11 protein-coding genes are annotated in these 14,527 nt (G+C 46.8%); 10 read left to right on the top strand and 1 reads right to left on the bottom strand.

Annotated elements, in window-relative coordinates; translation table 11 throughout:
* Nucleotides 1-228: 228 nt before the first annotated feature.
* From NIES593_RS09220 to NIES593_RS09210, 3 genes are all read left to right on the top strand, one after another.
* Nucleotides 229-1,866: an FAD-dependent oxidoreductase gene (locus NIES593_RS09220; protein ID WP_073599294.1), complete on the top strand. Its 1,638-nt coding sequence runs from the start codon at nucleotides 229-231 to the stop codon at nucleotides 1,864-1,866.
* A 282-nt stretch (nucleotides 1,867-2,148) separates the two neighbouring features.
* Nucleotides 2,149-4,809 carry a heavy metal translocating P-type ATPase gene (locus tag NIES593_RS09215; protein ID WP_073599293.1) on the top strand — a complete coding sequence of 887 codons (2,661 nt, stop codon included), beginning with the start codon at nucleotides 2,149-2,151 and terminating at the stop codon, nucleotides 4,807-4,809.
* Between the two features lie 87 nt (nucleotides 4,810-4,896).
* The gene (locus tag NIES593_RS09210; protein ID WP_073599292.1) at nucleotides 4,897-5,367 is read left to right on the top strand and encodes an FHA domain-containing protein; all 471 of its coding nucleotides are present in this window, start codon (nucleotides 4,897-4,899) and stop codon (nucleotides 5,365-5,367) included.
* Between the two features lie 4 nt (nucleotides 5,368-5,371).
* Here NIES593_RS09210 and NIES593_RS09205 read toward each other — a convergent pair whose 3' ends face one another.
* Entirely contained in the window at nucleotides 5,372-5,719 is a 348-nt protein-coding gene (locus NIES593_RS09205) for a hypothetical protein (protein WP_073599291.1), read from the bottom strand.
* Nucleotides 5,720-5,770: 51 nt separating this feature from the next.
* Here NIES593_RS09205 and holB point away from each other — a divergent pair, with 51 nt between their 5' ends.
* The 7 genes from holB (at nucleotide 5,771) to NIES593_RS09170 (ending at nucleotide 14,453) form a co-directional block, all read left to right on the top strand.
* Nucleotides 5,771-6,715: a DNA polymerase III subunit delta' gene (gene holB, locus NIES593_RS09200; RefSeq protein ID WP_073599290.1), complete on the top strand. Its 945-nt coding sequence runs from the start codon at nucleotides 5,771-5,773 to the stop codon at nucleotides 6,713-6,715.
* Nucleotides 6,716-6,919: 204 nt separating this feature from the next.
* On the top strand, nucleotides 6,920-7,345 hold the full coding sequence (locus tag NIES593_RS09195) for a thiol-disulfide oxidoreductase DCC family protein (RefSeq protein WP_073599289.1): 426 nt from the start codon (nucleotides 6,920-6,922) through the stop codon (nucleotides 7,343-7,345).
* 58 nt (nucleotides 7,346-7,403) lie between these two features.
* Complete coding sequence (locus NIES593_RS09190; RefSeq protein ID WP_245817387.1) at nucleotides 7,404-8,267, top strand: endo alpha-1,4 polygalactosaminidase; 864 nt, start codon at nucleotides 7,404-7,406, stop codon at nucleotides 8,265-8,267.
* 512 nt (nucleotides 8,268-8,779) lie between these two features.
* Nucleotides 8,780-9,211, top strand: a complete 432-nt coding sequence (locus tag NIES593_RS09185) for a DUF4388 domain-containing protein (RefSeq protein ID WP_073599287.1) — start codon at nucleotides 8,780-8,782, stop codon at nucleotides 9,209-9,211.
* 85 nt (nucleotides 9,212-9,296) lie between these two features.
* Nucleotides 9,297-9,662, top strand: a complete 366-nt coding sequence (locus NIES593_RS09180; RefSeq protein ID WP_073599286.1) for a response regulator transcription factor — start codon at nucleotides 9,297-9,299, stop codon at nucleotides 9,660-9,662.
* A 12-nt stretch (nucleotides 9,663-9,674) separates the two neighbouring features.
* Entirely contained in the window at nucleotides 9,675-10,139 is a 465-nt protein-coding gene (locus NIES593_RS09175) for a chemotaxis protein CheW (protein ID WP_073599285.1), read from the top strand.
* A 219-nt stretch (nucleotides 10,140-10,358) separates the two neighbouring features.
* Nucleotides 10,359-14,453, top strand: a complete 4,095-nt coding sequence (locus NIES593_RS09170; protein WP_073599284.1) for a GAF domain-containing protein — start codon at nucleotides 10,359-10,361, stop codon at nucleotides 14,451-14,453.
* Nucleotides 14,454-14,527 lie beyond the last annotated feature (74 nt).

Here is a 14,527-nt window from a genome sequence, read left to right as displayed (position 1 = left end):
AGTTACCTCGCTACATAGGGACTAATGCTAATTTCGCCTATTTTTTATGGTAAACTGATTTTTTAGAGAGATTGCGATCGAGCCAAAAATCAATTTTTTTGTCAGCATATTTTTTGCCATTAATAAGTCAATAAAAATACAATAGAGATAGCGATCGGATTTTACAAATGTAGGATTCTAATTATTACAGGCGATCGCGGTCAGCCATAAGCGATCGAACGATAGGATATGACACAAAAAAGAATTTTAATTGTCGGTGGCGTAGCTGGGGGAGCCTCTTGTGCAGCTCGTTCTCGCCGTTTATCCGAAGAAGCAGAAATTGTTATTTTTGAGCGAGGATCTTTTGTTTCATTTGCCAATTGTGGCTTGCCTTACTATGTAGGAAATGTCATTGCTGAAGAAAAGAAATTGTTGGTAGCTACTACCGATCTATTTAAGCAGCGTTTTAATATTGAAGTCCGAATTAAAAATGAAGTCTTAAGCATCGATCGCCAAAACAAAAAAATTACAGTTAAAAACCTGACAACCAACGAAATTTATCAAGAACGATACGATGCTTTAGTATTAGCGCCGGGAGCTTCTCCGATTCGTCCGCCGCTACCAGGGATCGACCTGCCAGGAATTTTTGCCCTACGTACCATCCCCGACAGTCGTCGCATTCGCGATTGGATTGCCGAACGTCAAGTCAAACAAGCTGTCGTCGTTGGCGGTGGCTTTATTGGCTTAGAAATGACAGAAAACCTCGTCCATCGAGGCATTGCCGTGACGTTACTAGAAATGACATCTCAAGTCATACCAATCCTCGATCGAGAAATGGTCATTCCCGTACAAGAGCGCCTGAGAGCGCATGGGGTTCAGTTATGTTTGGAAAAGGAAGTAACGCAATTCGAGCAACAGGAAAATAATATTCTCGTCTCGACGCGATCGGGCAATCGGTATCCCGCTCAGTTAGTAATTATTGCACTTGGCGTGCGTCCGGAAAGCAAACTGGCTATAGAGGCTGGATTAGAAATAGGAGATAAAGGCGGAATTCGCGTCAACGAACAAATGCGTACTTCTGACGAGTCTATTTGGGCAGTTGGAGACGCAGTAGAGGTACGAGACTATGTTACTAAGGAATGGACCCTAATCGCCCTTGCCGGACCAGCGAACCGCCAGGGAAGGATTGCAGCCGATGCAATTGCAGGTCGAAGTTCTACCTTTCGGGGCGTGCAAGGTACTGCCGTCTGCGGGATCTTTGGGTTAACCGTTGCTAATACGGGAGCTAGCGAGAAAACTCTCAAACGGCTAAAAATGCCCTATGAGAAAATTTGCCTCCATCCCGGTCATCACGTCAGCTATTTTCCAGGTGCGAAACCGATTGACCTGAAATTGCTTTTTTCTCCCAAAGACGGGCGAATTTTAGGAGCGCAAGCAGTGGGAGAAGAAGGAGTAGAAAAACGCATTGATGTTATATCAATGGCGATTCAGCGTCACTCTACCGTCTTCGATCTAGAAGAAGCCGAATTGTGCTACGCACCCCAATTTGGTGCAGCAAAAGATCCCGTTAATTTTGCTGGCATGATAGCCGCTAATGCCTTGCGAGGGGATGCTCCGATCGCTCAATGGGATGGCTCAGATTTGACCGAAAGCGTATTAGTAGACGTGCGAGAAGTGGGAGAATTTGAAGCAGGTCACGTCCCCGGAGCAATTAATGTTCCTTTGAGTCAGTTACGCGATCGCCTCCACGAACTCCCAAAAGATAAAAAAATTTTAGTTTATTGCCAAGTCGGTCAACGCGCCTACTACGCTACTCGTATCTTACGATTAAATGGGTTTAATGCCTCCAATCTGACAGGAGGATATAAAACTTGGAAAAGTTACTAAATCCTTACCCGTGTTTCATTGATTTAAGAATTCCTGGAATTGCGATCGCCTCCACGAACTGTCTAAAAATAAAGAATTCTGGTTGATTACCAAATCGGTTAACGCCCTAACTGCGCTACTTGCAGCTTAAGATTAGATGGGTTTTATGCTTCCAATCTCAGCGGAGAATATAAAACTTAGAAGAGTTACCATTTTATGTAGTACATCTTGCAGAGAGATCGGGGATGGGGAAGTAGGGAAACGACTAACCATTAACTAATAGCTGTTAACTAATAACTATTTATGGTACAAACTTCGCCAAAAGCTGAGGAAACGACAACAATTGCAACTTCCCTAGAAACCGCTACGCTGGACGTGACGGGAATGAAATGTGCTGGCTGCGTTAAAGCCGTAGAACGGCAACTTACTCAAAATCCGGGAGTGGTTTCTGCGTGCGTCAATCTCGTGACTGAAGTAGCTGTCGTCCAGTACGTTCCAGGAGCCATTCAACCGGAGAAATTAGCCCAAAAGCTGACTGAAACGGGTTTTCCCTCGCAATTGCGTTCCTCGGCGGCAGGAAGAACCAGTGAATTAGCTGCAAGTGCGGTAGAACGGCGGCAGCAGGAAGTAAAGCAACAGATCCGGAACTTAGCGATCGCGGCGACTTTATTAATTTTCTCTAGCCTTGGGCATCTAGACCATATTGGCGGTCCGAAGATTCCCTTCTTTAGCAATATTTGGTTTCATTGGGCGCTAGCAACCCTTGCATTACTATTTCCGGGGCGTTCCCTGCTAATTGATGGCTGGCGAAGCCTTTGGCACGGAATGCCCAATATGAATACCCTGGTTGGGTTGGGAACGTTTAGCGCTTATCTGGCAAGTTGCATTGCGCTTCTGTTTCCCCAATTGGGATGGGAATGCTTTTTTGACGAACCCGTCATGCTGCTAGGATTTATCTTCCTGGGGCGCACCCTAGAAGCAAGAGCCAGAATTCGCGCTCGTTCTGCCCTAGAAGCCCTCGTTGCCCTACAACCGCCCGTTGCCCGTTTGATTGGCGATCCCAATAGCGCAGATCCGTCGGGGATTGAAATTCCAGTCGAGCAAGTGCGCGTGGGAGAAAGGGTTTGGGTATTGCCGGGAGAAAAAATACCCGTCGATGGGGAAATTGTCGCGGGTCAATGTTCGGTGGATGAGTCGATGCTGACGGGAGAATCGCTACCCGTGGCAAAACAAGAAGGCGATACGGTAACGGCAGGAACGCTAAACCAGTCGGGCGCGATCGCGATTAAAGCCACCCGCATCGGCAAAGACACCACCCTAGCCAAGATTATCGCTTCGGTAGAAGACGCGCAAACCCGCAAAGCCCCCGTCCAACAGCTAGCCGATACCGTGGCGGGATATTTTGCCTACGGCGTGATGGCAGTCGCCTCGCTAACTTTTCTATTTTGGGATCTCATTGGCACGAAACTCTATCCAGAAGTTCTCATGGCGGGAATATCTCATGACATGGGGCATGAGATGGTCGTGTCGCCTTCTCCTTTGCTCTTGAGTTTAAAACTTGCGATCGCTGTATTAGTCATTGCTTGTCCCTGCGCTTTGGGATTGGCTACGCCAACGGCGATCCTAGTCGGGACTGGCATTGGTGCCGAACGCGGATTGTTAATCAAAGGCGGGGATATTTTAGAAAAAGTTCATCAGTTAGACGCGATGGTCTTTGATAAAACGGGAACGCTAACTATCGGTCATCCTACCGTTACCGATTGCCTCCCCCTGACAGAGATTAATGAAGACCGTCTCTTGCAACTCGCCGCAACAGTAGAAAGCGGCACCAATCATCCTCTCGCCACGGCAATCATTGAGGAAGCCCAAAAACGAGAATTACCTTTCTTAGAAGCTAAAGACTTTTATACCGAAGCTGGACTGGGCATATCTGCTAGCGTTGGCACAGAAGAGGTTTTACTGGGCAATGAAGCTTGGATGAGCGATCGCGGCGTAGCAATCGACGAACTAGCCCAGATGCAGGCGCGATCGCTGGCAGAAGCAGGCAAAACCGTTGTTTACCTCGCCATTGCCGGGAAGGTCGCTGGAGTTCTTGCCCTTCAAGATCCCCTGCGCCCCGATGCCAAGGAAACTGTAGAACGCCTTCAGCAATTGGGATTGCAAGTTATCCTAGTAACTGGCGATCGCCCAGACGTTGCCAATGCGATCGCGCAACAAGTCGGTATTACTCAAGTCTTTGCCGCCGTTCGTCCCCAACAGAAGGCAGAAATTATTAAATCCCTGCAAATGGGAGATCGGAAGTCGGAACTCAGAAGTCGGAATTCGGAAGTTAGAAAGCACGGGAATCAGGGGACAAGGGGGAGTGGGGAGAGTGGGGGGACTCCGAAGAAATTCATCCAAAATCCTTTCATCCCCAATCCAAAATCCGCCGTTCTCCTTGAAGCGGTTCAAGGAGCGTGCGGCGGCTTCGCCAAAATCTGCGGAACGCAGTCGCCGCACGCCGCTGGAATTGACGAAGTGCAAGCAGGCTCCGCCGTCAGAAGGCGGAGTACCTTGCACTTCCAGCACAACGGCGACCAAAATCCAAAATCCAAGATTATTGCCATGATTGGAGATGGAATCAACGATGCTCCAGCTTTAGCACAGGCAGATATCGGAATTTCTTTGCACGGAGGAACAGACGTTGCGATCGAAACGGCGGGCATTGTTTTGATGCGAGAACAATTGCTCGATGTAGTGGAAGCCATTCAACTTAGCCTGGCTACGTTTAATAAAATTCGCCAAAATCTGTTTTGGGCTTTGGGATATAATACTCTTGCCATTCCTGTTGCTGCTGGCATTTTGCTTCCCGGTTTTGGGTTACTGTTGAGTCCGGCATTAGCCGGGGCGCTAATGGCATTTAGCTCCGTCACAGTCGTGACTAATTCTCTTCTGTTGCGTCGTCAATTCAAAATCCAAACGTGAATTATCTACGAATCAAACTAGCTATTCGCCTTGGTATTGCCAATCTTAAATCCCACAATCGCAATGCATAGAATTTAGGATAGCGTGATGACTGGTAAGCCTGCACTCCCTCAAAAAGAACATTTTCTCGTTATTGAAGACGATAAAGGGAGACAAGAAGTCCTTTTAAGATACCCGGTTTATTCATTGGGCAGGTCGCAACATTGCGATATTCGCCTGCGTTCTCAATTTGTCTCGCGCCACCACGCCACTCTGTTCAAATTCGATCTCGACAACGGTTCTAGTTACTATCGCATTATCGATGGAGATTCAGAAGGAAAGGCAAGCGCCAATGGAATGTTAGTCAACGGTCGCAAAGTCACTGTTTGCGATCTCAAAGATGGAGACGAGGTGGTCTTTGGACCGCAAGTAGTGGCTGTTTATCATTATCGGCAACGAGATGAATTTCCTACGGCTTCCAATAACGACCCTTTCGATATCACCTTGATCAATCCCGCCATGATGGACAATGATGAAGAGGCGCTCGATACAGAAAAAGGAACAGAAGGAAGAAGATAGTCGCTTAACTGGTTACATTTTCTATTAATTTCCATTGCGGATTGTCAGCGATCGCCTGTTGGATGAGAACAAACAGTTGCCGACAGCGATTGTTTAGCTGTAATGGAAGTTCATCATTCTTAACAACTAAATTCACCTGTACCTCATCATCAATAGCAGTCGTGCTGTCAATGAGTACCTCTACCGTCACCAACTTAGAAAAACTGATTTGACCGAGAAATTCGCGTGCCATTATATAATCGACCGCCTGATAAATCACCTCAAAATGACAAGCTTGCAGAGTTTCGATCATTAGGGGTTGCAGTTTTTCCAGATCGACCTTGAAGCGATAGGAGCAGGTATAGCGAGCCATAATTACAATTAGCTAAAAATTCTGACTGTTAGACCCCTTCATTTTGGATCGATGAACTATTTTTCTCAACTCGTAAGTCAAAGCCAAGCCGTTGAGTTGCTACAGGAGGCGATCGCGCGTAATCGCATCGCCCCAGCCTATTTATTTGCCGGTCCTTCAGGGGTAGGACGATCTCTGGCTGCCAAATGTTTCAGTCAATGGTTGCTGAGTCTCGATCTCTCGCCCGAAAAAAATGCAATGGCTCAAAAACGTGCTTTAGCTGGCAATCATCCCGATTTATTATGGGTGGAGGCAACCTATCAGCATCAAGGACAATTATTGACGGCAAAAGAAGCTGCTGCCGCAGGACTCAAGCGCAAAGCCGCCCCTCAAATTCGCATCGAGCAAATTCGAGATATCGCCCAATTTCTCAATCGTCCTCCCATAGAAGCTTCTCGTTTGCTAGTCGTTATAGAAGAGGCTCAGGCGATGACAGAAGCGGCGGCTAATGCCTTGCTCAAGACCCTAGAAGAACCCGGACGAGCTACCATCATTTTAATTGCTCCCAACACCGATGTCCTATTGCCGACCATCGTTTCTCGCTGTCAGAAAATTCCATTTTATCGACTCTCGCCAGAACAAATGGAAGAAGTTCTGCGTCGCAATGGTCATGAAGCGATTCTAACTTATCCAGAAATTCTCGCGATCGCTCAAGGAAGTCCAGGAGAAGCGATCGCTGCCTTCGCTCAACTGCAAGCCATTCCAGAAGCCTTGCGCCAACAGCTCAGTCAGTTGCCAGACAGTCCGCTCAGCGCCCTAGAACTAGCCAAAACTATCGATCGCGAGTTAGACACGCAAGCTCAAATTTGGCTGATCGACTATCTTCAATATATCTATTGGCAAAATTGGCGACAACAAAATTTACTTGAGTTGCTAGAGAAAGCGCGTCAATACCTTCTCAATTACGTTCAACCTAGATTGGTGTGGGAATGTACGCTCCTGGAGATGATACTTTGACAGCATCAACGCCTAGAACTTTAGTTCTAGGCGTTAATGCCAACTCGATTAAAATCGACTGAAATTTCTATCGGGTCTTTTTTAGAAAAAGTATAAGCCAATTATAAGTATAACGACACGATTATTTCCTAAATGGTAGTATGAGCGTCTCGCTCACGCGCGCGTAAGATTTAATTAAGACAACTTACTTAACTCCCATCGTTTATGAAATATCACGTCATTTACGACGGCAATTGCAATCTTTGCGTTACCTTTACTCAACTGCTAGAACAATTCGATCGCGGGACAATTTTTGATTACACTCCTATGCAAGATGATGCTACTTTGCAACGATTTGGCATTACTCCTGATGACTGCCAGATGGGAATGATCTTAGTTGATGCAAAAAATTCAGAATCTCGGTGGCAAGGCAGCGATGCAGTAGAAGAAATTACTCGTTTGCTGCCCATGGGAGAGGCATTTATTGCAGCATACCGCGCCTTGCCCGGTGTAAAATGGCTCGGCGATCGCACTTACGAACAAGTTCGAGACAATCGCTATCAGTGGTTCGGAAAACGAGACTCTACTTACTATTCAGCTTATCCGATTGGTTGCTCGGTTATATCAAATCCGGTTGAACGACCACAATAACAAGTCCCGCTCGCGACTCCTGTTGGTCGTACTACATATTATGACTAATTAAACGGATTTGATATTACCCAAAATCGCCAGGATGCGAGCTAGTGCCAGACGAGCGATCGCAATCTTTTTCTTAGTTACCATCTTATTGGGATGTAGGATCGATGAAAAACCTGTATATTCTAATCCTATCGCTGATGGTAACTGGTTTCGTCCTGCGATCGAAACTTCTTGGCAATGGCAGCTTGTAGGAACCGTTAATACAAGCTATAACGTTGAAGTATATGATATCGATTTAATTAATGCATCGCCAGAATTAATTGCTAATCTTCACAGCCAAGGAAAAAAGGTAATTTGTTACTTTTCAGCGGGAACAGTCGAAAATTTTCGACCTGATGCCGCTCGATTTAAACCAATCGAAATTGGTAAAGTATTAGATGATTTCCCTGACGAACGTTGGTTAGATATCCGATCTCCTAATGTTGGTCAGATAATTCTATCTAGATTGGATCTTGCCGTACAAAAACATTGCGATGGCGTGGAACCCGATAATGTTGACGGTTATGTGAATAATACGGGTTTTCATTTAACTTATGAGGAGCAACTCGCGTTCAATCGTTTCATTGCTAACGAAGCTCATAAAAGGGGTTTGTCGGTTGCGCTAAAAAATGATTTAGACCAAATACCAGATTTAGTTTTCTCCTTTGACTTCAGCATTAATGAACAATGCCACGAGTTTAATGAATGTAATTTATTACAACCATTTATCGAGCAAGGAAAACCGATTTTTAACGCCGAATATAATAAAAAATATCTCCGCGATCGCGTTAAGAGAAAGGCTTTATGCAAACGAGCTTTAGCTGCTAATATTCGTACGTTGATTTTACCTAAAAATTTAGATAATTCTTTTCGCTTTAGCTGCAATGAAGAATAAAATTTTAGCTGATTTACATACTGTTTTTTTTAGATAATAGGAAAAAAGAAAGTGAATAAAGTAGATAAAAACTTCTTGCTTTCAGTTCGCGATCGCCACTGTAAAAGATTAGAATTAAAGGGGCAAAAACACCGAATCATTCGATTGAGTTATAGCCTATTGTATTGACGTAAAGGAGATAAAAAGTAACAAGTTCTTTAAAAAGTATAGAATGTGCAAGGTACTCCGCCGTGAGACGGCGGAGTACCCTGCACTTCGTCATGTTGAGCGTAGCGATAGCGAAGCAAAACATCTTATATCGATTCGCAATTTGCAATTATCAGTTTGCCATTAGTCAGCCGCTTTGGGTGTAAAGCTTTTTAATTATTATTACCTATTACTTATTAAACTACAGGCGGCAGTGGCTGCAAATGCTGAGTTGCGATCGCGTTCGTCAACTATACTGGCTATACAATATCGATCCCCAGAAGTCTTAGAAAATTGCTTCAGCAAAGCGTAGCGCTTGCTTCTCTATGCCTCACGGTAAATATCAACCCAAGCAGCTTGGCACCCTTCTAAACATCCTTCGCAGTCATCGTGCTAGCGGGACTTTGTACGTAAAGGCAACGATCGCTCCCGACGCGCGAGCGAGATCTCGCGTTTTGGTTTTTCAGGGCGGCGAAATGACTTACGGCGACTATGGTATCCCCGATCGCTTCTCTTTAGCTAGAAAGCTGACGAAGCAATTTAAGCCCGCCATGAGCGAGATAGCACTCAAGTTTGCCAGAGAAAAAGCCGCCAATTCAACATCGGCAAGGGAACTATTAGAAATCTTGTGCAAGATTCGAGTCTTGAATTGGAAGCAAATCGAATCCTTCGTTCTCGCTCGAACTGCGATCGCGCTAGAGCAAATCTTACCCCATGCCGGACAATTTCAATTCAAGCCAACGGTTGAATTCGACTGAGTAACAATATCTGACAAAATATTTATCGAAGCTCAGCAATCCTGTATTTTTGTATTCGAGCGTGTTTTTTTAAGCGAGGTGGGCTTTGAATACTGTTTTGGTCGTAGAAGATGGCTTGACTGATACAGAGATCGTTAGCCGATATTTGCAGCAAGCAGGCTTTTTTGTTGTCTGTGTCAGAAGTGGGGAAGAGGCACAGCAAAAACTCGAACAACAAAAACCCGATTTGATTCTTTTGGATGTCATATTGCCCGGTCAAAGCGGATTTGAACTGTGTAGAGAACTCAAAACCAATCCCCGCACCAGCCAAATTCCCGTTGTCATGTGCTCGACTAAAAACACGAATGTGGACAAAATGTGGGGAACTATGTTAGGCGCAGATGCTTACCTGGGCAAACCCGTGCGACAAGAGGAGTTGATCGGAATCGTGCGTCAATTTACGAGAACTTAAAAACGTAGGGAAGTGCAATCGACAGAAGAGAAGTTTTTGCAATTTCAGCTAGAAGGAGAAGAATTAGCCCTTCTGCCAGCCGCGATCGCGCCAGAAATTCGCCTAGTTGCAGCCGAGGAAATCTTACCCGTGCCCCATCTTCCCGACTGGGTTTTGGGAATTTATCAGTGGCGCGATGAAATGCTCTGGCTAATCGATCTGAGTTACTTGTTGGGATATGCTCCCCTATCGTGGGAGGGTAAGCATTACGCGATCGTCGTTGAGATCGAAGCGCGCTCCCTGGGATTGGTCGTTCCTAAAGTGCATGGCATTGAGGAGTACGACTGGCAACAACTGCACGATCCTTCAGATGAATTATTCTCACCAGAGTTAATGCCATTTTTACAGGGATTTTTTCTCAAAAACGACCAAGAAATTCTCAAATTGCTGATGGCAAAGAAAATTTTTCTTGCTTGCTCGCAAAAGCTTATCGAATAGATTAAAAATTTCTCTCGCAGCTTCGTAGTTGCGGTAACAGTCAAAAAACGGTATTTGTGGTAAATCTACTCTATTGACTCTAACTCAGGCACGCTCGCAGCCAACCGAGGCAGACGATTCAAGCGCCGGATCGCATCAAGCATTCATAACACACGATAAAAGCCCTAGCCAGTACTGGATCGATACTTGAGGATACCAAGAAGCTCAGAGGACGTACCCATGACAGCTACTCATCAACCAACCCAATTCAGCGAACCCGATCGCAATTTAGATAGCCCTCTTGCCTCAAACGGCTCTCAAATTGACGCTCAGACATCTTTAGCCGCCGTTGCCGCCGTCAAATCCGTTCTAGAAGAGTCTGGCTATTTAGAAAAACCCGAACTCAAAGAACAAGTAGCACAAATCGAGCAACTCGCTCTTTTTTTTCAAGAAAATTTACAAAAAAAATCTTTCGCAACAAGGGAATGGTTTAAGCCAGAGCGCACGATTTTGGCAGAAATTATCGATCGCATTCGTGGAGTTCGAGACTTAAATGAGCTACTCGACCTTACCGTTGCTTCTATGCGCGAGAAAATAGAAGCCGATCGCGTTTTTGTCTATCGCTTTAGTTCTGACGAGCGAGGCAGCGTCTTGGCAGAATCGAGAGTTGCAGGTTGGACTCCCTGTCTTGGCGAAGACCTTCCGGCGATCGCCTTTGGCTTGGAGCGAAGGGGAGACTATTTAACCCAGAAAGCCAGCGCGATCGACGCAGCCTCATCCCAACTCACTCCCTATCAAAGACAATTATTAGAACGATTTCAGATAAAATCCAGTTTGAGCCTGCCGATTTTGGTAGAAGGCGAGGTATGGGGCTTATTGACAGTTCAGCAATGCTCGGCAGGACGCGATTGGCAAGCAGCAGAAATCGAGCTGCTCCACCAAATCTGTCTGGAACTCACCACTAGCCTGCAACGCGAAGCATTTAGCGCTCGACTGCAAGAGCGAATCCAAGAAAATCAACTCCTCGCCAAAGTCCTAGAAAAGATCGGCAAAGTCAAGCAGTCCGATGACTTGAACGCCATCTTAAAGACAGCGACGCAAGAAACAAGATTATTGCTAAAAGCCGATCGCGTGGCAGTTTATCGCTTCGCTCCCGATTGGAGCGGCGAATTTATAGCCGAATCGGTAGCAAATGGCTGGGTTCCTCTGGTTGGCACAAATCCCAGATGGGAAGATACTTACTTGCAAGACACTCAAGGCGGTCGCTTTCGCAGCAACGAAATCTATGTTCTCGATGATATCTATAAAGCCGGACTATCGGCCTGTCATTTAGACCTACTAGAGCAATATCAAGCTAAATCCCATGCGATCGCCCCTATCTTTCAAGGAAAAAACCTCTGGGGATTGCTAGCTGTCTATCAAAACTCCGCTCCCCGAAACTGGCAGGAAACAGAAATCGGCTTTCTCAAACAAATTGCCGCTCAGTTTAGCACCGCACTGCAACAAGTAGAAACCTTCGAGCAACTACGAATCCAAACCAACCAGTTGGCAAAGCTCGTCGAACAAGAACAAGCCGTCTCCAGAGTCATCGCTCGCATCCGTCAATCTCTCGAGCTCGACACCATCTTTAATACGACCGCCAGAGAAGTGCGACTGCTCCTAGAAGCCGATCGCGTAGCGGTTTATCGCTTCAACCCCGACTGGAGCGGAGATTTTGTCGCCGAGTCAGTCGCCAGCGGCTGGATACCGATAATCGGCACTCAAGCGACGCAAAACCTGCTTAGATGGGCAGATCCTTACTTCCAGGAAACTCAAGGCGGTCGCTTTCGCAACAACGAGCCTTTTATCCTCAACGATATTCACAATACCGAGCTGACTCCGTGTCATATAGAAGCCTTGGAGCAATACGAAGCACAATCGTGTATCATCGTCTCAATTTTCGAGGGACAAAAGCTTTGGGGACTGCTAGCCGCCTACCAAAACGAAAAACCCAGACAGTGGCAAATGTCCGAGGTAAATTTTTTGGAAAAAATCGCCGCTCAGTTCGGCACAGCACTGCAACAAGCAGAAATCCTCCAACAGGCGCAAGCCAAATCGGATCGCCTAGCTCAATTGGTCGAGCAAGAGCAAGCCGTTGCCAAAGTCATCGCTCGCATCCGTCAATCGCTCGACCTCGACACCATCTTTAAGACAACCACCAAAGAAGTGCGATCGCTGCTGAATGTCGATCGCGTAGCGGTTTATCGCTTTAATCCCAACTGGAGCGGCGAATTTATCGCCGAGTCAGTCGCTAGCGGCTGGGGTAATTTAGTTGAGGGGCAAGATCGGATTTCCGGCTTGCAGGAGGACATTACCGAGTGCGCTAGCATACAGAGTTTGATTGCCAGCAATGGCAACGAGCGAACCAGTCGGGCACAGTGGACGGATACCTATTTGCAAGACAATCAAGGTGGTCGCTTGCAAAACCGGGAAGCTTATGTTCGAGAAGATATTTACCAGGCCGGGTTTCCTGCCTGTTATCTCGAAACTTTAGAGCAATACAATGTCAAAGCCTATGCGATCGTCCCAGTTTTTCTGGGGCAAAAACTGTGGGGCATGCTGGCAGCGTTTCAAAACTCTGGAACTCGCCCTTGGCAAGAGACAGAAATTAAATTTCTCAAGCAAATTGCCGCTCAGTTCAGCGTTGCCCTGCAACAGGCTGGATACGTCAATACAATTGAGAAACAGTCAGAACAACTCGCCCAAGCGGCAGAACGAGAAAAAAACTTCGTTCGCTTTTTGGTGAAAATCAATCAAAGAATTATCGAGCAAAGCCAGCAAAAACTTGCACTAGAGAGTTTGCTAAAAGCTAGCACTCAGGAATTGCGCAAGCTACTGAAAGTCGATCGCGTGGCGATCTCCCGTTTTACGCCAGATTGGAATCGGGAATTTGTCGCAGAAGACATTAGCGCTGGCTGCATTAGATTGGCAGGAGGTGAAGCAGCTTTAGTGGAAAATCCCGACCTGCAAGAAAGCCAAGGCGGGCGCTACCGCGATCGCCAAAACCTCATCATCGACGATATCGACAGCGCCGAACTGACCTCGTTCGAGTCGGAGTGGTTCGAGCAACTAGGGATTAAAGCCTGCGCGATCGTGCCGATTTTTGAAGGCGAGCAATTGTGGGGATTGTTGGAAATTTATCAAAATAACCACACTCGCTCGTGGCAAGAAAGCGAGGTGAATCTACTCGCTCAAGCTAGCGTACAGTTGGGAGTTGCCATCCAGCAAGCCGACTATCTCGAACGGGTACAAGCCCAATCCCAACAATTGGCAACTTCGATCGAAAGAGAAAAGGCTCTCAAAGAACAACTTCAGCAGAGGGCTAGCCAACTGCTAGTTTCGGTTTTGCCCGCTTTGACCGGAGATTTAACAGTCCGCGCCCCGATTACAGACGATGAAATCGGCACGATCGCCGATGCCTATAACGAAACCCTGCAATCGCTGCGCAAAATCGTCGTGCAAGTGCAAGGAGCAGCCAAAAAGCTAGCACAAACAGCCCAAGGAAATACGGCAGTGGTTCAAGAATGCGCCGTTCAGATGGGGAAACAGTTTCAAGACCTCAAAGGAGCGCTCGACCAAATTCAGCAAATGGTCAATCTCACCCGAACTGCCGCCGGAAAAGCCAAACAAGTCGAAGCAGCGGTTCGCGAGGCCAATCAAATCCTACAAAAGGGAGACACGACCATGAATCTGACGGTGGGCAGCATTCTGACAATTCGGGAAACCGTCTCAGAAACCGCTCAGCGAATCAAGCGCCTTAGCGAATCGTCGCAAAAAATTTCCAAGGTAGTGCAGTTAATCGGCAACTTTGCCACCCAGACCAATCTGCTGGCAATGAACGCCGCCTTGGAAGCGACAAGAGCCGGAGAAAACGGACGAGGTTTTGCCGTCGTTGCCGAAGAAGTGCGATCGCTCTCCCACCAGTCTGCTGCCGCCACAACCGAAATAGAAGGATTAGTCGCTCAGATGCAAAGCGAAACCGAGGAAGTTGCCAAAGCCATGGAAACGGGAATCGATCGCGTTCTCGAAGGCACGGGTTTGATCGATGAAGTCCGCGAAAGTCTCAATGAAATCGTAGCGGCGACAGCTCAGATCGGCAAACAAGTCGAGGATATTCTTCAAGTCGCTCACAAGCAGCACGCGCAAGCTGGAGCGGTGACCGGGGCAATCAAAAACATCTGGGCGATCGCCAATCACAATGCCGAAAAATCGAGGCAAATTGCGGAGGCATTTCAGGTGTTGCTAGCCCTGTCGCAAGACCTCCAAAAGAGCACCGGACAGTTCAAGGTAGAGTAGGAACTTGTGAGGAGTAAATGGCGACTGGTGAATAGGAGGTTTCTCAATCCCCAATCGCCAACCGCTAGCAAAAA

It is taken from the genome of Hydrococcus rivularis NIES-593 (genome assembly GCF_001904635.1).
Taxonomy (GTDB): domain Bacteria; phylum Cyanobacteriota; class Cyanobacteriia; order Cyanobacteriales; family Microcystaceae; genus Hydrococcus; species Hydrococcus rivularis.
This window is presented reverse-complemented; position numbering and strand designations above follow the sequence as displayed.

Excerpts from the sequence above, each read along its gene's own strand:
- NIES593_RS09220 (WP_073599294.1), top strand. The coding sequence starts at position 229 with ATGACACAAAAAAGAATTTTAATTGTCGGTGGCGTAGCTGGGGGAGCC.
- NIES593_RS09215 (WP_073599293.1), top strand. The coding sequence starts at position 2,149 with ATGGTACAAACTTCGCCAAAAGCTGAGGAAACGACAACAATTGCAACT.
- NIES593_RS09210 (WP_073599292.1), top strand. The coding sequence starts at position 4,897 with ATGACTGGTAAGCCTGCACTCCCTCAAAAAGAACATTTTCTCGTTATT.
- NIES593_RS09205 (WP_073599291.1), bottom strand. The coding sequence starts at position 5,719 with ATGGCTCGCTATACCTGCTCCTATCGCTTCAAGGTCGATCTGGAAAAA.
- holB (WP_073599290.1), top strand. The coding sequence starts at position 5,771 with ATGAACTATTTTTCTCAACTCGTAAGTCAAAGCCAAGCCGTTGAGTTG.
- NIES593_RS09195 (WP_073599289.1), top strand. The coding sequence starts at position 6,920 with ATGAAATATCACGTCATTTACGACGGCAATTGCAATCTTTGCGTTACC.
- NIES593_RS09185 (WP_073599287.1), top strand. The coding sequence starts at position 8,780 with ATGCCTCACGGTAAATATCAACCCAAGCAGCTTGGCACCCTTCTAAAC.
- NIES593_RS09170 (WP_073599284.1), top strand. The coding sequence starts at position 10,359 with ATGACAGCTACTCATCAACCAACCCAATTCAGCGAACCCGATCGCAAT.